Annotated in this window: 17 protein-coding genes; 10 read left to right on the top strand and 7 right to left on the bottom strand. The window is 59.8% G+C overall.

The features are described from left to right. The first annotated feature begins 105 nt into the window (after positions 1 to 105). Positions 106 to 987 carry a LysR substrate-binding domain-containing protein gene (locus tag KGA83_RS05975; protein WP_223529072.1) on the top strand — a complete coding sequence of 294 codons (882 nt, stop codon included), beginning with the start codon at positions 106 to 108 and terminating at the stop codon, positions 985 to 987. Between the two features lie 130 nt (positions 988 to 1,117). On the opposite strand, the gene KGA83_RS05970 is transcribed toward KGA83_RS05975, so the two are convergent. Then, positions 1,118 to 1,732, bottom strand: coding sequence for an NAD(P)-dependent oxidoreductase (locus KGA83_RS05970; RefSeq protein WP_223529069.1), 615 nt, complete (start codon positions 1,730 to 1,732; stop codon positions 1,118 to 1,120). 46 nt (positions 1,733 to 1,778) lie between these two features. Then, a complete protein-coding gene (locus KGA83_RS05965; RefSeq protein WP_223529066.1) occupies positions 1,779 to 2,657 on the bottom strand; it encodes an MBL fold metallo-hydrolase in 879 nt (292 codons plus the stop codon). Between the two features lie 231 nt (positions 2,658 to 2,888). On the opposite strand from KGA83_RS05965, the gene KGA83_RS05960 reads away from it, so the two are divergent. Then, positions 2,889 to 3,794, top strand: coding sequence for a LysR family transcriptional regulator (locus KGA83_RS05960; RefSeq protein WP_218279784.1), 906 nt, complete (start codon positions 2,889 to 2,891; stop codon positions 3,792 to 3,794). 202 nt (positions 3,795 to 3,996) lie between these two features. Continuing rightward, positions 3,997 to 4,173 carry a hypothetical protein gene (locus KGA83_RS05955; RefSeq protein WP_162837843.1) on the top strand — a complete coding sequence of 59 codons (177 nt, stop codon included), beginning with the start codon at positions 3,997 to 3,999 and terminating at the stop codon, positions 4,171 to 4,173. A gap of 9 nt (positions 4,174 to 4,182) precedes the next feature. On the opposite strand, the gene KGA83_RS05950 is transcribed toward KGA83_RS05955, so the two are convergent. Continuing rightward, entirely contained in the window at positions 4,183 to 5,079 is an 897-nt protein-coding gene (locus KGA83_RS05950) for a helix-turn-helix domain-containing protein (protein WP_108215038.1), read from the bottom strand. Positions 5,080 to 5,269: 190 nt separating this feature from the next. Between KGA83_RS05950 and pobA the strand changes: the two genes are divergently transcribed. Further along, the gene (gene pobA / locus KGA83_RS05945; protein WP_177413218.1) at positions 5,270 to 6,454 is read left to right on the top strand and encodes a 4-hydroxybenzoate 3-monooxygenase; all 1,185 of its coding nucleotides are present in this window, start codon (positions 5,270 to 5,272) and stop codon (positions 6,452 to 6,454) included. 78 nt (positions 6,455 to 6,532) lie between these two features. Then, positions 6,533 to 8,050 (top strand): MDR family MFS transporter, encoded by a 1,518-nt coding sequence (locus KGA83_RS05940; RefSeq protein ID WP_223529062.1) that lies wholly within the window; start codon positions 6,533 to 6,535, stop codon positions 8,048 to 8,050. Positions 8,051 to 8,279: 229 nt separating this feature from the next. Here the strand turns inward: KGA83_RS05940 and KGA83_RS05935 are convergent, their stop codons facing one another. From KGA83_RS05935 to KGA83_RS05925, 3 genes are all read right to left on the bottom strand, one after another. Then, positions 8,280 to 9,152: an ATPase gene (locus KGA83_RS05935; RefSeq protein WP_223529059.1), complete on the bottom strand. Its 873-nt coding sequence runs from the start codon at positions 9,150 to 9,152 to the stop codon at positions 8,280 to 8,282. Positions 9,153 to 9,269: 117 nt separating this feature from the next. After that, a complete protein-coding gene (locus KGA83_RS05930; protein WP_108215034.1) occupies positions 9,270 to 10,262 on the bottom strand; it encodes an NAD-dependent epimerase/dehydratase family protein in 993 nt (330 codons plus the stop codon). A 54-nt stretch (positions 10,263 to 10,316) separates the two neighbouring features. After that, complete coding sequence (locus tag KGA83_RS05925) at positions 10,317 to 11,210, bottom strand: LysR family transcriptional regulator ArgP (RefSeq protein ID WP_108215033.1); 894 nt, start codon at positions 11,208 to 11,210, stop codon at positions 10,317 to 10,319. A gap of 97 nt (positions 11,211 to 11,307) precedes the next feature. Here KGA83_RS05925 and KGA83_RS05920 point away from each other — a divergent pair, with 97 nt between their 5' ends. The 3 genes from KGA83_RS05920 (at position 11,308) to KGA83_RS05910 (ending at position 13,079) form a co-directional block, all read left to right on the top strand. After that, a complete protein-coding gene (locus KGA83_RS05920; protein WP_115947379.1) occupies positions 11,308 to 11,709 on the top strand; it encodes an ACT domain-containing protein in 402 nt (133 codons plus the stop codon). 6 nt (positions 11,710 to 11,715) lie between these two features. Further along, entirely contained in the window at positions 11,716 to 12,318 is a 603-nt protein-coding gene (locus tag KGA83_RS05915; RefSeq protein ID WP_108215031.1) for a LysE/ArgO family amino acid transporter, read from the top strand. Between the two features lie 164 nt (positions 12,319 to 12,482). Next, positions 12,483 to 13,079, top strand: coding sequence for a superoxide dismutase (locus KGA83_RS05910; RefSeq protein WP_223529056.1), 597 nt, complete (start codon positions 12,483 to 12,485; stop codon positions 13,077 to 13,079). Positions 13,080 to 13,274: 195 nt separating this feature from the next. Here the strand turns inward: KGA83_RS05910 and KGA83_RS05905 are convergent, their stop codons facing one another. Next, a complete protein-coding gene (locus KGA83_RS05905) occupies positions 13,275 to 13,541 on the bottom strand; it encodes a DUF6124 family protein (protein ID WP_056726117.1) in 267 nt (88 codons plus the stop codon). Between the two features lie 941 nt (positions 13,542 to 14,482). Between KGA83_RS05905 and KGA83_RS05900 the strand changes: the two genes are divergently transcribed. Beyond that, complete coding sequence (locus KGA83_RS05900; protein WP_223529053.1) at positions 14,483 to 16,534, top strand: putative bifunctional diguanylate cyclase/phosphodiesterase; 2,052 nt, start codon at positions 14,483 to 14,485, stop codon at positions 16,532 to 16,534. Positions 16,535 to 16,766: 232 nt separating this feature from the next. After that, positions 16,767 to 18,122, top strand: coding sequence for an imelysin family protein (locus tag KGA83_RS05895; RefSeq protein ID WP_223529050.1), 1,356 nt, complete (start codon positions 16,767 to 16,769; stop codon positions 18,120 to 18,122). Positions 18,123 to 18,210 lie beyond the last annotated feature (88 nt).

The following is an 18,210-nucleotide window of genomic DNA, read 5'->3' as shown; positions in this document are numbered from 1 at the left end:
GATTCGCAGGCCCGGGAATGGCCTCATTGGAACGGGCTAGACGTAGCCGCAACAATGGATAAAAAGTCATACTAGCCATGTCCTCACGTCATACCTTGGATCCCAATGAAACGACTGCCTCCCCTGCCGGCGCTGCACACCTTCCTGATTACCGCGCAGTGCTGCAATTTCACCCGGGCCGCCGAACAGCTGCACATCACCCAGGGCGCGGTGAGTCGGCAGATCGCCGGGCTGGAAGATCATCTGGGTTATGAGCTGTTCATCCGCCTGGCCCGGGGCCTGGCCCTGACAGCCGAGGGACGGGAATGGCTGCCACGGGTCCAGCAGATTTTCGGCCTGATCGACGAGGCCGTTGAACAGATCGGTGAGAAGCGCGAAACCCTGCAACTCAAGGCCCCGACCTGCGTCATGCGCTGGTTGCTGCCGCGTCTGTTGCAATGGCAAAGGGAACGCCCGGATGTGCCGGTGGAACTGACCACCACGGTCAAGCACGGCGTGGATTTTCATCGCGAGCAGTTCGATGCGGCGGTGATGTATGGCACACCGCCGGACGATTCATTGATGTCGCAAAAACTCTTCGATGAGCAACTCACGCCTGTGTGCTCCAGACCGATGCTCGAAGGCCCCATGCCCCTGCAAGCACCGGCCGATCTGCAACAACACCTGTTGCTCCACCCGACCCGCGATGAACGGGACTGGAAGGCCTGGTTGAAAGCGGCGGATGTGCATTTGACCAATGTCGGCAAGGGTCAGCATTTCGAAACACTGGACCTGGCGATGTCGATGGCGTCCCAGGGAACGGGGGTGGCGATTGGCGACTGGTCGCTGATCGGCGATGACCTGAACGCCGGGCGGCTGGTCATGCCATTCGATTTGAAGGTCACAACGGGGCTGGCGTATTACCTGGTGTTCCCCGAAAAACCCGGACCTTCGCCGAAGTTGCGTGAATTGATGGGCTGGTTGGTGGAGCAGGCGCAGTCGCGGTAAAACCGCAAAACCCTGGTGCACCACCCTGTGGGAGCGAGCCTGCTCGCGAAAGCGATCGACCATTCAAAAATGCAGTTGGCTGACCTGACGCCTTCGCGAGCAGGCTCGCTCCCACAGGTGATCAATCTGATCAATACCCGACCGCAAACCGCTGCCGCGAATGCTTTGGCGCTTCCACTTCGTCGAGCATTGCAATCGCGTAGTCGGCGAACGTGATCCAGCTGCGCCCTTCGCTGCTCACCAGCAAACCATCCTGACCGAGACGAAATTTCCCGGTGCGCTCGCCTTCGACAAATTCGGCCGATGGCGACAGGAAGGTCCAGTCCAGTTGCTTTTCCTGACGCAGGTTAGCGAGGAACTCGGCACCGGCACTGGCCTCTGCCTTGTAAGCCTCAGGGAAACCTTCGCTATCGATCACTCGAGTGCCATCGGTCAATAGCAGCGAACCCGCCCCGCCCACCACCAGCAGACGTTTTACCCCAGCTTTTTTCACCGGGTCAACGACTGCGCTGGCAGGTAGCGTGGCGAAATGCGCCGCGCTGATAACCACGTCATGGCCCGCAATTGCAGCTTGTAACGCAGCGGCATCAAGGGCATCGACGGCCTTGCCGACCACACCTTCACGCAGGTCGATTTTCGATGTGTCGCGGGCAATGGCGGTAACGCTGTGACCACGACGCAGGGCCTCTTCCAGCAGTTGGCTACCGGCACGACCGGTGGCACCAATGATTGCGATTTTGCTCATGACGTTCTCCAGTGGGTTGAGCTGTTTGGATTTCAGTTGAAGCGGGTTACCACTTCATCTCGCCCTTGGCGACTTTGGCACTCAGCTCCAGCGAACTTTCATCGCCCAGTGCCGGGAAGCGTTTTTTCATTGCCGCAATCAGATCAGCAGAATCCTTGGCCTTGGCGGTTTCCTCGTCGAAGGCCTTGATGTAAGCGGCGGTGAACTGCACTGCCGTCAGGGAGCGATCGCTCTCGCCCAGGTAATGCCCCGGTACCACGGTCTGCGGCTTCAGGGCTTCAATGGAATGCAGCGTAGCCAACCAATCGGCATGGGACTGTGGCGTTTGCGTGTCAGCCATCCACACGTGGATGTTCTGCGCCACCACGACACCGCCGACTACGGCCTTGATCGATGGAATCCATACAAAGCTGCGATCCGGCTGCGAGCCCTCAAGACCGACTACCTGCAATTTCTTCCCTTCGAGGTTCAGGCTATCGCCCTTGAGCACGTCCGGCACGATGGTTTTGCCCGGCACATCAGCCCCCATTTTCGGGCCCCAGAACGCCAGTTTGCCGTCGACGGTTCGCTTGATGTGGTCGACGGTCGGCTGCGAAGCGAGGACCTTGGCCCTGGGAAACGCGGCCGTCAGGGTGTCGAGGCCGAAGTAGTAGTCCGGGTCACCGTGGCTGATGTAGATGGTGGTCAGTTGCTTGCCGCTGGCGCGGATCTTTTCCACCACTTGCTCGGCCTGGGATTTGCCGAATTGCGCATCTACCAGGATCGCTTCTTTCTCGCCGCTGACCAGCACCGAGGTCACCGGGAAGATGGCTTTTTCGCCGGGATTGTAGACATCCAGCGTCAGGGCCGAGGCAGCTGCATGGGCGGCGAAACCGAGGGTGACGCTTGCCAGCAAAATGCGCTTTAAAGTGGTGAAAACGATCATCTGTTGCTCCGTTGTCCGAATGCCTTGCATGGCGATGTCTTTTGTAGGAGCGAGCTTGCTCCGGGCGGCGTTCCGACGATGGAATCGAAGACGCCGCGTTTAACCGGTAACCCGCGTTATCGTTAACGACCATCGCGAGCTCGCTCCTACAGAGGAACAGAGCTTAGTTGCCTGACTCAGTACAAAAAATGCGATGCTTGAACATAGTTTGTTTCTGAAAGCGGGCAAATCATGGATCGTCTTCAAGCAATGCGTGTGTTCGTCACGGTGGTCGACCTCGGCAGCCAGTCGGCCGCCGCCGATCATCTGGAGCTGTCACGACCGGTGGTGTCGCGGTATCTGGCGGAACTGGAAGACTGGGTCGGCGCGCGCCTGATGCATCGCACCACACGCAAGTTGAGCCTGACCGCCGCCGGCACCGAGATCCTGCCCCGCTGTCGGCAGATGCTCGATTTGTCCAGCGACATGCAAGCCGCCGTCAGCGAACCGGACGACGCACCGCGCGGCCTGCTGCGGATCAGCGTCAGCACCTCCTTCGGCCAGGCGCAACTGGCCGATGCCATGGCCGCGTACGTCAAACGCTACCCCGGTGTCAGCATCGACATGCAGATGCTCGACCGCACCGTGAACCTGGTGGATGAGCGCATCGACCTGGCGATCCGCACCAGCAACGACCTGGACCCGAACCTGATCGCCCGCCGCCTGACGGTTTGCCGCTCGGTGATCTGCGCCTCCCCCGCTTACTTGCGCGAGTACCCGGCGCCGCAACGGGTCGAGGACCTGAGCCGGCACAATTGTCTGACCCATTCCTACTTCGGCAAAAGCCTCTGGCATTTCGAGCAGGACGGCGAGCAGGTTTCAGTCCCGGTGCAGGGCAACATCAGTGCCAACGAGGCCAGCACGCTGTTGCGCGCAACGCTCGCCGGTGCCGGGGTGGCGATGCTGCCCACGTATCAGGCCGGTGTGCACATTCACAGCGGCGAATTGATTCGTCTGCTGCCGACGGCCGAACCCCGGCAAATGAACGTGTATGCGGTGTATGCCTCGCGCAAGCACATGCCGGCGGCGTTGCGCAGCTTGCTGGATTTTCTGGTGGTGAGGTTTCCGGAGGAACCGGCGTGGGATGTGGGCCTGTAACCCGATTAAAACTGTAGGAGCGAGCCTGCTCGCGATAGCGTTGGATCAGTCAACATCTTCGTCAATGAACGATTGCTATCGCGAGCAGGCTCGCTCCTACAAGGGCATCAGTGTTCTGAATACCGCGCTATTGCTGATAACTCCCCAGCGCTGACCTATGCTCAAACTAATACCGAAAGGTATTCGTTCAGAGGTCAACGCCATGAACATCAAAACAAGAAGATACCTCGCGATTTTCATCACCTGCGCGGTCACGCTCGGGCTGTATGGCGCTGCCGCCTGGCGCGTAGAGCAACTGCGCAACCTGCCCCGCGAATATGCGAGCTGCAACTTCGAGCGCTGCATTCCCCACAACGCCACCCTCAACGCCCTCCGGTAACGAAGGGGGTCAGGCTTCGTTGTCCTGATCGGCCTTCAAGCGGTCGCGGAAGGCCTTGGGCGAAATCCCCACACGACGCCGGAACAGGCGCGTGAAGTTGGTCGGATCGGAAAACCCCAACACGTCGGACATTTCATAAATGGTCATGCTGGTGTAGGTCAGCAAACGCTTGGCCTCCAGCAATTGCCGTTCGTGCATGATCTGCAATGCCGGCTGCCCCGCCAGCTCACGACAGGTGCCGTTGAGGTGGGACACGGAAATCCCCAGCCGGTGCGCCAGGTCCTCGACCTTGACGTGCTGGCGATAGGTCTCTTCCACCAGTTGAATAAAGCCGTTGAGGTATTCCCGGGCCCGCTGCGGTCGCGCCATGGCGGTGCGACGCTGGATCACCTGGCGGCTGACCCACACCATGATCACACTGACCAGCGAATGCATGAGCATTTCCCGCGCCGGTTGATGGCTGGTGTATTCGTTCTGCAAGGCACTGAACAGGCTGTTGAGGTACTCGGCGTCCTTGCCTGCCGGGTAGCTTTCAGCCTGGGCCAGGGCATTGACCGAGTGTCCCAACTGCATCTGCAGGTGGGCGATCAGCGGCGCGGCCAGGGTCACGACAAAGCCTTCCACGTCTTCGGAAAAGCGAAAACCGTGCACCGACAGCGGTGGCAGGATCTGGATCGCCGGTTCCACCAGTTGCGTACGATTGCCTTCGATTTCAAGCTCTGCCTGACCTTTGAATACGAAGAGTAACTGGCACAAATCAGCGTGGCGGTGGGGTTTGATTTCCCAATGATGTTCGCGACTGCGTTTGGAAATGGTTTCACAGTGCAGCAAGTCCGGGGTCGGCCAATCCAGGCTTTCACCGTAGAGCTTGAACACCGGAATCGAAGGCAGGTCAGGCTTGTTCATCACTTCAATCCAGGCCTCGGAGTAGATGGCGGGCGATAATCGCACCGATTGGCAGAATGTACAGGTATCGGCTCAGTTTTCACCTTCAATTGACAGACTCGCAAGGGAAAAATGCAAGCACTCGATCCATAAAAATCATTCACCGGCCCTGGTCGCGTGAAGCTTGCGAGTCATAACAACAATGAAAACGCTGAAAACCCAAGTCGCCATCATTGGTGCCGGCCCTTCAGGACTGTTGCTCGGCCAATTACTGCACAACGCTGGTATCGATACCGTCATTCTGGAACGCCAGGCCCCGGACTATGTGCTCGGCCGGATCCGCGCCGGCGTGCTTGAACAAGGCATGGTAGAGCTGTTGCGCCAGGCCGGCGTGAGTCAGCGCATGGACGCCGAGGGACTGGTGCATGGCGGCTTCGAGCTGGCCCTCGACGGGCGCCGGGTCCATATCGATCTGCACGCACTGACGGGTGGCAAAACCGTGATGATCTACGGCCAGACCGAAGTCACCCGCGATCTGATGGCCGCTCGTCGGGAGGTCGGCGCACAGACGATTTATCAAGCCGCCAACGTCGTTCCCCACGGCATGAAAACCGATGAAGCGTTTGTCACTTTTGAGAAGGATGGTGAGACCTGGCGACTCGATTGCGACTACATCGCCGGTTGCGACGGCTTCCATGGGGTGGCGCGGCAATCGATTCCCGCCGACAGCCTTAAAGTCTTCGAACGGATCTATCCCTTCGGCTGGCTCGGGATTCTGGCCGATACCCCGCCGGTCCACGAAGAACTGGTCTACGCCCGCCATGAACGCGGCTTTGCCTTGTGCAGCATGCGCTCGCCGACACGCACCCGTTATTACCTGCAAGTGCCCACCAGCGATCATGTCGATAACTGGTCGGATAAACGCTTCTGGGACGAACTCAAGTCGCGATTGCCGCAAGAACTGGCAGACAAACTGGTCACCGGCCCGGCCATCGAAAAAAGCATTGCGCCGCTGCGCAGCTTCGTGGTCGAACCCATGCAATACGGGCGAATGTTCCTGGTCGGCGATGCCGCGCATATCGTCCCGCCCACCGGTGCCAAGGGCCTGAACCTGGCGGCCAGTGATGTGAGTACGCTGTTCAATATCCTGCTAAAGGCCTACCGCGAAAATCGCACCGATTTGCTGGAGAAATACTCTGAGATCTGCCTGCGCCGGGTATGGAAGGCCGAGCGCTTTTCCTGGTGGATGACCTCCATGCTGCACCGCTTTGATGATCACGATGCCTTTAGCCAGCGCATTACCGAGTCGGAACTGGAATATTTCATCGATTCTGAAGCGGGTCGGAAAACCATTGCGGAAAACTACGTTGGGCTTCCTTATGAGGCTATCGAATAGCCTCCTATCGACTTACACTGGCGAGCATCCCCGCTCGCCTTGCTACTTGCGGGTCAATCACTGCCCGCAGGTTTTCCCGTGACCAATCTCCACCAGCCTGAAATGCCTAAATCCGCCATCCGCAGCGTGCTGATCGCGCTGATGCTGGCGATCTTTCTCGGGGCACTGGACCAGACCATCGTCGCTGTTTCGATGCCGGCCATTTCCGCGCAATTCAAGGACGTCAGCCTGCTGGCCTGGGTGATTTCCGGCTACATGGTGGCCATGACCGTGGCGGTGCCGATCTACGGCAAACTGGGCGACCTGTACGGGCGGCGCAAGCTGATGCTGTTCGGCATGGGCCTGTTCACCCTGGCGTCGGTGTTCTGCGGCATGGCCCAGAGCATGGAGCAACTGGTACTGGCGCGGATCTTCCAGGGCATCGGCGCCGGCGGGATGATTTCGGTGAGCCAGGCGATCATCGGTGACATCGTGCCACCACGGGAGCGCGGTCATTATCAGGGCTATTTCAGCAGCATGTACGCGGTGGCCAGCGTGGCCGGCCCGGTGCTTGGCGGCTATATGACCGAATACCTGTCCTGGCGCTGGGTGTTCCTGATCAACCTGCCGCTGGGCCTGGGTGCTTGGCTGGTGGCTAACCGCACGCTGGTGGGCCTGCCGATTCCGCAACGCAAACCGATCATCGATTACCTGGGCACCGTGCTGATGATCATCGGGCTGACGGCGTTGTTACTGGGCATCACCCAGGTCGGTCAGGGCCATTCGTGGCGCAGTGCCGAAGTGCTGGCGCTGCTGGCCAGTGCAGTGCTGGTGCTGGGGCTGTTCGTCGTCCACGAGCGGCGCGCACGGGAGCCGTTGCTGCCCATGCATCTGTTCGCCAACCGCAACGCGATCCTGTGCTGGTGTACGATTTTCTTTACCAGTTTCCAGGCCATCTCGCTGATTGTGCTGATGCCATTGCGCTTTCAGAGCGTCACCGGTGCCGGTGCCGACAGCGCCGCCCTGCATTTGCTGCCACTGGCCATGGGTTTGCCGATTGGCGCGTATTTCGCCGGCCGCCGTACTTCCGTGACCGGGCGCTACAAACCGATGATCCTAACCGGTGCTGCGCTGATGCCCATCTCGATTCTTGGCATGGCGTTCAGCCCGCCGCAGGCGTTCGTCGTGAGCAGCCTGTTCATGTTGCTCTGCGGGATTTCCTCCGGCATGCAGTTCCCGACCTCCCTGGTCGGCACGCAGAACTCGGTCGAGCAACGGGATATCGGCGTGGCGACCAGCACCACCAATCTGTTCCGTTCGCTGGGGGGTGCCGTGGGTGTGGCGTTGATGTCGGCACTGCTGCTGGCGTTGTTGCAGGATTCAAGTCTTGCGCACCTGGCCGGCTCGTCGCTGATTGCCGAAGGCAGTTCGGGGAATGTGTTGCTGGACGGTTTGAACGCCGCACCGGGTGACGCGCAGAACGCCTTGCGCGCTGAATTGTTGCTGACGTTCCGGCACTTGCTGACGGTCAGCGCGGTGGTGTCGCTGCTGGGGCTGGTGGCAGCGATTGCCATGCCGAACATGTTGTTGCGCGGGCGTGAGGACAAGGTTCGGTAGGCAGGCGAGTCGCCTTCATCGCGGGCAAGTCAGTTAAGGGATCGACCAGCGCTGATTAGCCTGTGGCGAGGGAGCTTGTCGGAACGCCGCACCGTCCCGCTCGGCGGCGAAGCAGTCGTAAACGAGGCACTGCTGTTCTAACTGAAAAACTGCGGTGAATGGTTTTGGGGCCGCTGCGCGCCCCAACGGGAGCAAGCTCCCTCGCCACAAATACTCACACCACTGACAATCACTGCCGGGTGCGCAGTTGCTGCTGCAGGTTCTGGATCTGCGCCTGAAGGGTATTGATGTTGCGGGTGACCTGGCTGCGGAAGGCATCGAACTCGGCGGTATTGGTCGAGCCCTGTGTGGCGGCCGGACGATTGTCCTGCTGGCTCTTGAGCACGATCATGTCTTGCTCGAGTCGTTCGATGGCTGCGCTCGGGTTGCCTTGCTTCTTCAGTGCGGTGATGTCGGCGCCCAGGCTTTTGAGCTGTGCGTCGAGTTTTTCCGAGTCGGACGGGGCACTTTTCAGGGCGGCCAATTCAGCGCTCAAGGCTTTGACCTGGGCCTGCAACTGCGTATTGGCCGTCTGATGTTCGGTGTCCTGGGCAGTCAACTGCGCCAGGCGTTTGTCCAGTTCGGCGGATTGCGCAGTCATTTGTGCCAGTCGCTTGTCCAGGTCCGAGGCCTGGCCGGCAACACCTTGCTGCTGGGCGCCCTGGTCCTTGAGTTTGCTTTCCAGCTGGCGGATTTGCAGCTTCAAGGCCTCGCTGTCGGTGGTGACACTGGTCTGGCTGGCAACGACCTTGCCGGAAATGTCCTGCAGGCGCCCAGCCGCTTCCTCACTGATCCGCGCGAAACTTTCCTGGGTCGCCACCAATTGCTGTTCCATCAGGGAAATCTGCTGAAAACTCCACCAGGCCAGGCCCGCGAACGCAAAGATCAACGCCCCGACCAACGCCCACAGGGGGCCGGTACTCGCCGCCTTGACCTTCACCGCCGGCGCCGTGCGCGAATGCACGACCGTGCGGGCAGTCGGCGGAAAATCGTCGTCGAGAACGTCTGCACGCAGGCTCGGTACATCGTCGAAGTCGTCGTTGGCATCGTTACGCATGGACATTGAATCAACCTTAGTGAAACAAATGATGGCTTTATGCCGCGCAGTATAAACCCCACAGCCTCAACCATTGACCCCCAAGCCCCGTATCCGGTTCAGTCAGGGGGCGTTGTTCGAGCGTCAACGAATATCCTGGGCCTTCCACCAGCCACAGAACTCATCGAGGGCCGTCCAGAGGCTGACCTTGGGATCGTAATCCAGATAATGCCGGGCGCGGCTGATGTCCAGGGTGAAATTTTTATTCATGACCTGCATGCCCAGGCGCGACAGCGTCGGTTCGGGACGCCCCGGCCACAACTTGCACACACCCTCGTTGAGCGCCGCCATGCTGTAGGCCAGGCCGTAGGAACGGTGGCGGGTTACCTGTGGGACGTCCATGTTGCGCATGACGTAATTGACCACGTCCCACAACGGAATCGGCGTGCCGTTGCTGATGTTGTAAGCCTTGCCCAACGCGGAACCGCTGGCCAGCAAACTGCTGAGCAGCGCCTCGTTGAGGTTTTGCACGCTGGTGAAATCAACTTTGTTCAGACCGTTGCCGATGATCGCCAGGCGCCCCTTGCGCTGCATGTTCAACAAGCGCGGGAAGATGCTCATGTCGCCGGCCCCGGTGACGAAGCGCGGGCGCAGGGCCAGGGTTTCGAGGCCGAACTCCTGGGCGCCGAAGACTTTTTGCTCGGCCAGGTACTTGGTGGCGGCGTAAGGGTGTTTGAAGCGCTTGGGCACCTGTTCTTCGGTCAGGCCCAGGTGATCGCGACCATCGAAGTAGATCGACGGCGACGACAAATGCACCAGCCGCCGTACCCGTTGCTTCAGGCAGGCCTCAACCACGTTCTCGGTAACCTGGACGTTGCCCTGATGGAAATCCTGATAACGCCCCCATAAACCGACGGCACCGGCGCAATGCACCACGGCCTCGACGTCCGAGCACAGCTCGCGCGCCAGTTCCGGGTCGCTCAAGTCACCCGGGATGAACTCGGCTCCGCGGCGTACCAGATGCTCCACGCTCTCGGCCCGGCGACCGTTGACCCGCACGTCCAGGCCCTGCTCCAGGGCAAAACGCGCAAAGCGCCCGCCGATGAAGCCGCTTGCGCCGGTAACCAGAATCTTCATGAATTGCTCCGAATATTTCGTTTTGCGTATTGCGTGAGGTCTTGACGCTGCGCGTCAGTCCAAGGGCACCAGCCATTGTTTCGATGCGCGTACCAATTGATCGGTGAGCAGCCCCAGCAACTGACCGCCATTACGCCAATGATGCCAGTACAGCGGCACATCGATCGGTTTATCTGGCAGCAGCTCCTGCAATACGCCCCTTTGCAGTTGTTCGCGCGCCTGCAGTTCCGGAACCAGCCCCCAGCCCAGCCCGGCTTCCGTCAGACGAATGAAACCTTCGGAGGACGGACATAAATGGTGTTCGAAACCGCCCTCGACGCCGAGGGACGCCAGGTAGCGATGCTGCAGGAAATCGTCCGGGCCAAACACCAGCGCCGGGGTACGGGCCAACTGATCGGCGCGCACGCCTTGCGGAAAATTCCGGGCAATAAAGGCGGGGCTGGCCAGTGCCCGGTAACGCATGGCCCCCAGCAACACGCTGCGCGCACCCGCCACAGGGCGCTCACTGGCGCAGACGCAGGCCGCCACTTCACCGGCGCGCATGCGCTTGAGGCCAACGGTCTGGTCTTCAACCACCAGGTCCATCAACAGATGCTGTTCGGCGCAAAACGCCCCCACGGCCTGCGCCCACCAAGTGGCCAGGCTGTCGGCGTTCAGGGCGATCCGCAGGCGTTCCGGCAGGCCCTCTTCATCCAGCGCCGGCACCAGGCTTTGCAGATCCCGTTCAAGCAAGCGCACCTGCTGCACGTGGTTGAGCAACCGTCGCCCGATTTCCGTCGGCGTTGGCGGCGTGGCCCGCACCAGCACCGGCTGGCCAACCCGCGCTTCCAGCAGCTTGATGCGCTGGGAAATCGCTGATTGCGACAAACCCAGCACCTGGGCCGCCCGTTCAAAACCAGCCTGTTCGACCACGGCGGCCAAGGCAGAAAGCAATTTATAGTCGAACATCAGTTTTCCTAATGAGCGATCAGCAAGATTGGTTTTTCTTATACAACCTTCACAAGGACAATGACCAGCAAGAACTCTTGGAACAAGGAACGCCCACATGGCTGGCGAAACTTCATTGGCAACGCTGCTGCGCAGCATGAGCCCGCAACTCAACACCGGCGAATACGTGTTCTGCACCCTGCGTGACGGCAAGTTGCCCAAGGATCTGGAGATTGTCGGCAGCTTCCGGGAACAGGAAGGCCTGACCGTGATTCTCGAACGTTCCCACGCCGAAAAAGCCGGATTCAGCTTCGACTACATCGCCGCCTGGATCACCTTGAACGTGCATTCGGCCCTCGAAGCGGTCGGCCTGACTGCCGCGTTCGCCACGGCATTGGGCAATGCCTGCATCAGCTGCAACGTGATTGCCGGCTACTACCACGACCATTTGTTTGTCGGCCAGGCCGACGCCGACCGTGCCCTGCAAGTACTGCGGGATCTGGCAGCCAACGCGGAGTAAAAAATCATGTGGCAAAGTTATGTGAACGGGCTGCTCGTGGCCTTCGGCCTGATCATGGCGATCGGCACCCAGAATGCGTTTGTCCTGGCGCAAAGCCTGCGGCGTGAACATCACCTGCCGGTGGCGGCGCTCTGCGTGGCCTGCGATGCCCTGTTGGTGGCCGCCGGGGTATTTGGCCTGGCGACAGTGCTGGCGCAGAACCCGACGCTGCTGTCCATCGCCCGCTGGGGTGGCGCAGCGTTCCTGCTGTGGTACGGCAGCCAGGCACTGCGCCGGGCCTTTTCGAAGCAGAGTCTTGAGCAGGGCGAAGGCCAGACCGTACGCTCGCTGCGGGCGGTCATGCTCAGCGCGCTGGCGGTGACCTTGCTCAACCCGCACGTCTATCTGGACACCGTTTTGCTGATCGGCTCCCTGGGCGCCCAACAAACCGAGCCCGGCGCCTATGTCGTAGGTGCGGCCAGCGCCTCGCTGCTGTGGTTTTTCACCCTGGCGCTCGGAGCAGCATGGCTTGCACCGTGGCTCGCCCGCCCCAGCACCTGGCGAATTCTCGACCTGTTGGTGGCGGTGATGATGTTTGCCGTAGCGCTGCAACTGATCGCGGCCATCTGATTGGCGGAACCTCTATTCCACACAGTTGTTGCGTGGTTATGCCGCCCCCCCGGTGCTATGATCCGACTCCCTGCGCCGCAAAGAGTACAAACTCCCCGGCGCTTGTCTGGCCGCCCGTGATCGGCCTTGCGCTCACCGCAACTGACCTGATTAGGAGAATCATCATGGCTTTCGAATTACCGCCGCTGCCGTACCCACACGATGCACTGCAGCCGCACATTTCCAAGGAAACCCTGGAATACCACCACGACAAGCACCACAACACCTACGTCGTGAACCTGAACAACCTGGTGCCAGGCACCGAGTTCGAAGGCAAGACCCTGGAAGAAATCGTCAAGACTTCCTCGGGCGGTATCTTCAACAACGCCGCTCAGGTCTGGAACCACACTTTCTACTGGAACTGCCTGGCGCCAAACGCCGGCGGTCAACCAGCCGGCGCTCTGGCTGAAGCCATCAACGCGGCCTTCGGTTCGTTCGACAAGTTCAAGGAAGAGTTCAGCAAGACGTCCATCGGCACCTTCGGTTCCGGTTGGGGCTGGCTGGTGAAGAAGGCTGACGGTTCCCTGGCCCTGGCCAGCACCATCGGCGCCGGCAACCCGCTGACCAACGGCGACACCCCGCTGCTGACCTGCGACGTCTGGGAGCACGCTTACTACATCGACTACCGCAACCTGCGTCCAAAGTATGTCGAAGCGTTCTGGAACCTGGTCAACTGGAAATTCGTGGCTGAGCAGTTCGAAGGCAAAACCTTCACCGCTTAAGCTCGACGCCAGTCAAGAAAACCCGGCTTTTTAGCCGGGTTTTTTTTGCCCGGGATTTTCAGCGTTCGGCAGGGCCCCTTCGCGAGCAGGCTCGCTCCCACATTGGATCGGTCTACACCGGACTACTGTGTGAGCGAGCTTGCTCCGGGCGGCGTTCCGACGATGAACGATGACGCAGTCAACCTGACTGAATACCTATCCCTGCGGATCGACATTATCCAACGCACGATTCACCGCCAGTTCCGCCAGCATGATGATCTGCGCAATGGCTAACGCCGTGTTGCGCTGAGGGCCGGTCAGGAAGGTGGCGAAATCACTCGCCATGACGTTGGCTGAAGCCAGTGACTCACAAGCGTGGGCCAGCAGGGATTCGGTATCCATGTCCGGGACGATCATGAACATAGTGTTGGGGGTGTAGGGTTTGGCTGTATTTAAGGGCGGATCGGGGATTAACTTATCCACTGAAATATTCCTATGCGGTGGGTGCCACCCATTGCCGTTCTCACACGGCAAAGAGGTGGCAGCTATGTGCGAGGTGAGAAAACCGGTCATAGGCACCCGGCCAGACAAAAGTCTGCCCGCACACAGCCGCCATAACGCATTTACAGACAGCGGATAAGCTGGCGGCAATTATGCGGATACTGGCACTGGATGACTATGACTTGCCGGGTTCTCACACCCGATCGCTGAGTTTTCAGCGACAGTCAGAGGCTATTGAGTCCGCTTCCGACGGGCAACCTGAAAACTGCGTGGGAAACTTCTGGCGCTTTCCTACACCGCGCTCACCCGCAATAACGTAACCCGGAGCGTCTCTGGCAGCATTCCCACGCGGGAGCGTGGGAACGATCAGCTTAGAGGCGTGGGAGATTGGTCGGCTGGCAGGCCGCCTTCGCTGGCAAGCCAGCTCCTACAGGGATTGGGGACATCTGCAAGAAATTGCTCGGCTGGCAGGCCTGGTTCTTCATGCGTACGCATTTCCCGGTAGGAGCTGTCGAGTGCAACGAGGCTGCGATCTTCTAGCTTTATTACCTACAAACAAGATCAAAAGATCGCAGCCTTCGGCAGCTCCTACGGAGTAATACATCCGCGAAATCAGGTCGGCTATCAGGCCGCCTGAGCGAGCAACCCAGGACAATTTCCCATGATGAAACAAGTCTTGCCCCCTTGCCCCAACGCCGCGGACGACTAACATCAAACAAAAGGAAAATATCTCCACCCCGCCCCTCAAGTTGAAGGACTCGACAACCGACACAGTGCTAATAGGCTAACTCGTCAAGACAACTGCAAATCGGCCAAGCTGAAGGCAAAATCCCCCAAGGGTGATAGTCCCTTTGACTGCCATCACGGGATTGCCAATACTCATGGCAACTTGATGCTACCCGCACGGAACAAGGAATAACCCTTTGAAGCTGGAACTCAAGAACAGCTTGTCGGTGAAGTTACTCCGGGTCGTGCTCCTGTCGGCATTGATCGTCGGCGTGGTCTTGAGCTGCGCGCAGATTGTGTTCGATGCCTATAAAACACGCCAGGCCGTCGCCAGCGATGCCCAGCGTATCCTCGACATGTTTCGCGACCCCTCGACCCAGGCTGTCTATAGCCTGGACCGGGAAATGGGCATGCAAGTCATCGAAGGCCTGTTTCAGGACGACGCCGTGCGCCAGGCCTCCATCGGCCATCCCAACGAAGCCATGCTCGCGCAAAAAAACCGCGAGTTGCAGCACTCCCACAGTCGCTGGCTGACCGACCCGATTCTTGGCAAGGAACGCACCTTCACCACCCAACTGGTCGGTCGCGGGCCTTACAGCGAGTATTACGGCGATTTGAGCATCACCCTCGATACCGCCACTTACGGCCAGGGGTTCATTGTCAGCTCGGTGATCATCTTCATTTCCGGCGTACTGCGAGCGCTCGCCATGGGGCTGGTGTTGTATCTGGTCTATCACTGGCTGCTGACCAAGCCGCTGTCGCGGATCATCGAGCACCTCACGGAAATCAATCCGGATCGTCCCAGCGAGCACAAGATTCCGCTGCTCAAGGGCCACGAGAAAAACGAACTGGGCATCTGGATCAACACCGCCAACCAGTTGCTCGAATCCATCGAACGCAATACCCATCTGCGCCATGAAGCCGAAAACAGCCTGTTACGCATGTCCCAGTACGATTTCCTGACGGGACTGCCGAACCGGCAGCAACTGCAGCAGCAACTGGACAAGATCCTCATCGACGCCGGCAAACTGCAGCGCCGGGTCGCGGTGTTGTGTGTCGGCCTCGATGACTTCAAGGGTATCAACGAGCAGTTCAGCTACCAGACCGGCGACCAGTTGTTGCTGGCCCTGGCCGATCGCCTGCGCGGTCATAGCGGTCGCCTGGGTGCCCTCGCCCGCCTCGGTGGCGACCAGTTCGCCCTGGTCCAGGCCGATATCGAGCAACCCTACGAAGCCGCCGAGCTGGCACAAAGCATTCTCGATGATCTGGAAGCGGCGTTTGCTCTCGATCATCAGGAGATCCGCCTGCGCGCCACCATCGGCATCACCCTGTTCCCCGAGGACGGTGACAGCACCGAGAAGTTGCTGCAAAAGGCCGAGCAGACCATGACGCTGGCCAAGACCCGTTCGCGCAATCGCTATCAGTTCTATATCGCCAGCGTCGACACCGAAATGCGCCGCCGCCGCGAGCTGGAAAAAGACCTGCGCGATGCCCTGATCCGCAATCAGTTCTACCTCGTCTACCAGCCGCAGATCAGCTATCGCGATAACCGCGTGGTGGGCGTCGAAGCCCTGATTCGCTGGCAACACCCCGAGCACGGTATGGTACCGCCAGACCTGTTCATCCCGCTGGCCGAACAGAATGGCACCATCATTGCCATCGGCGAATGGGTGCTGGACCAGGCCTGCAAACAATTACGCGAGTGGCATGACCAGGGCTTCAGCGACCTGCGCATGGCGGTAAACCTGTCCACGGTTCAATTGCACCACGCCGAACTGCCACGGGTGGTCAACAACCTGCTGCAGATGTATCGCCTGCCACCACGCAGCCTGGAGCTGGAAGTCACCGAAACCGGTCTGATGGAAGACATCAGCACGGCGGCCCAGCACCTGCTCAGCCTGCGCCGCTCCGGCGCGCTGATCGCCATCGATGACTTTGGCACCGGCTATTCATCCTTGAGCTATCTGAAGAGCCTGCCGCTGGACAAGATCAAGATCGACAAGAGCTTCGTTCAGGACCTGCTCGATGACGACGACGATGCGACCATCGTTCGGGCCATCATCCAACTGGGCAAGAGCCTGGGCATGCAGGTGATTGCCGAAGGCGTGGAAACCGCCGAGCAAGAGGCCTACATCATCTCCGAAGGCTGCCACGAAGGTCAGGGCTATCTCTACAGCAAGCCGCTGCCGGCGCGTGAATTGAGCGCGTATCTGAAACAGGCTCAGCGCAGTAATGCGGCTATTTTGTAAAAACACACCCCTCCTGTAGGAGCGAGCTTGCTCGCGATGAACCTGAGAGCATCACGCTCATTCAGAATGAACGCGTCATCGTTCACGTCCATCGCGAGCAAGCTCGCTCCTACAGCGAATAAGAAATATTTACAGGTACAACCCTTTACACATAATGCGAAAGATTTGCATTATGTCGCAGTTTTGCGTGCGCATCGCACCACTCCCCCCTTATCGAAGCAGGATGTTCGCCATGATTCGTATGCCTCTGGCTACCGCCAGTCTGTTGGCCATCGCTATTTCCCTCGCCGGTTGCGGCGAAGGTAAAGACCAGGAAAAAGCTGCCGCGCCTGCGCCAGCTGCCAGCACTGCGGCTGCCCCGGCTACTCCAGCCGCTGCGCCTGCCACTGCCGGTAAAGTCGACGAAGCCGCCGCCAAAGCCGTTGTCGCCCATTACGCCGACATCGTGTTCGCCGTTTACAGCGATGCCGAATCCACCGCGAAGACCCTGCAAATCGCCGTCGACGCCTTCCTCGCCAAGCCGAATGCCGACACCCTGAAAGCCGCCAAGGCTGCCTGGGTTGCCGCTCGCGTGCCTTACCTGCAGAGCGAAGTGTTCCGCTTCGGCAACACCATCGTTGACGACTGGGAAGGTCAACTGAACTCCTGGCCGCTGGACGAAGGCCTGATCGACTACGTCGACAAATCCTACGAGCACGCTCTGGGCAACCCGGGTGCCACTGCCAACATCATCGCCAACACTCAAGTGCAGATCGGCGAAGACAAGGTCGATGTCAAAGACATCACCCCGGAAAAACTCGCCAGCCTGAACGAGCTGGGCGGTTCCGAGGCCAACGTTGCCACCGGCTACCACGCCATCGAATTCCTGCTCTGGGGCCAGGACCTGAACGGCACCGGCCCTGGCGCCGGCAACCGTCCGGCTTCGGACTACCTGGAAGGCAAAGGCGCCACTGGCGGTCACAACGATCGTCGTCGTACTTACCTGAAGTCCGTGACTCAGTTGCTGGTCAGCGACCTGGAAGAAATGGTCGGTAACTGGAAGCCGAACGTGGCCGACAACTACCGCGCCACCCTGGAAGCAGAACCGGCTGAAACCGGCCTGCGCAAAATGCTGTTCGGCATGGGCAGCCTGTCCCTGGGCGAACTGGCGGGCGAGCGCATGAAGGTTTCCCTGGAAGCCAATTCTCCGGAAGACGAACAGGATTGCTTCAGCGATAACACCCACAACTCGCACTTCTACGATGCCAAGGGCATTCGTAACGTGTACCTGGGCGAATACACCCGTGTCGACGGCACCAAAATGACTGGCGCCAGCCTGTCGTCCCTGGTGGCCAAGGCTGATCCGGCTGCTGACACCGCACTGAAAGACGACCTGGCTGCTACCGAAGCCAAGATCCAGATCATGGTCGACCACGCCAACAAGGGGGAGCACTACGACCAGTTGATCGCCGCGGGCAACACCGCGGGCAACCAGATCGTCCGCGACGCCATCGCATCGCTGGTCAAGCAGACCGGTTCGATCGAAGCCGCTGCAGGCAAACTGGGCATCAACGACCTGAACCCGGACAACGCTGATCACGAATTCTGATCAACGCTGGCTGAGTGAGTAATAAGGCGACCTTCGGGTCGCCTTTTTTGTCGGCCATAACACAAACAACTGTAGGAGCGAGCCTGCT

The organism is Pseudomonas sp. GL-R-19 (assembly GCF_019956375.1).
GTDB lineage: Bacteria > Pseudomonadota > Gammaproteobacteria > Pseudomonadales > Pseudomonadaceae > Aquipseudomonas.
This window is presented reverse-complemented; position numbering and strand designations above follow the sequence as displayed.

What these genes read in the sequence shown, in the direction of transcription:
- KGA83_RS05955 (WP_162837843.1), top strand. Translation starts at nt 3,997, where the DNA reads ATGAACATCAAAACAAGAAGATACCTCGCGATTTTCATCACCTGCGCG.
- KGA83_RS05975 (WP_223529072.1), top strand. Translation starts at nt 106, where the DNA reads ATGAAACGACTGCCTCCCCTGCCGGCGCTGCACACCTTCCTGATTACC.
- KGA83_RS05925 (WP_108215033.1), bottom strand. Translation starts at nt 11,210, where the DNA reads ATGTTCGACTATAAATTGCTTTCTGCCTTGGCCGCCGTGGTCGAACAG.
- KGA83_RS05965 (WP_223529066.1), bottom strand. Translation starts at nt 2,657, where the DNA reads ATGATCGTTTTCACCACTTTAAAGCGCATTTTGCTGGCAAGCGTCACC.
- KGA83_RS05930 (WP_108215034.1), bottom strand. Translation starts at nt 10,262, where the DNA reads ATGAAGATTCTGGTTACCGGCGCAAGCGGCTTCATCGGCGGGCGCTTT.
- KGA83_RS05960 (WP_218279784.1), top strand. Translation starts at nt 2,889, where the DNA reads ATGGATCGTCTTCAAGCAATGCGTGTGTTCGTCACGGTGGTCGACCTC.
- KGA83_RS05915 (WP_108215031.1), top strand. Translation starts at nt 11,716, where the DNA reads ATGTGGCAAAGTTATGTGAACGGGCTGCTCGTGGCCTTCGGCCTGATC.
- KGA83_RS05895 (WP_223529050.1), top strand. Translation starts at nt 16,767, where the DNA reads ATGATTCGTATGCCTCTGGCTACCGCCAGTCTGTTGGCCATCGCTATT.
- KGA83_RS05950 (WP_108215038.1), bottom strand. Translation starts at nt 5,079, where the DNA reads ATGAACAAGCCTGACCTGCCTTCGATTCCGGTGTTCAAGCTCTACGGT.
- KGA83_RS05935 (WP_223529059.1), bottom strand. Translation starts at nt 9,152, where the DNA reads ATGTCCATGCGTAACGATGCCAACGACGACTTCGACGATGTACCGAGC.
- KGA83_RS05970 (WP_223529069.1), bottom strand. Translation starts at nt 1,732, where the DNA reads ATGAGCAAAATCGCAATCATTGGTGCCACCGGTCGTGCCGGTAGCCAA.
- KGA83_RS05910 (WP_223529056.1), top strand. Translation starts at nt 12,483, where the DNA reads ATGGCTTTCGAATTACCGCCGCTGCCGTACCCACACGATGCACTGCAG.
- KGA83_RS05920 (WP_115947379.1), top strand. Translation starts at nt 11,308, where the DNA reads ATGGCTGGCGAAACTTCATTGGCAACGCTGCTGCGCAGCATGAGCCCG.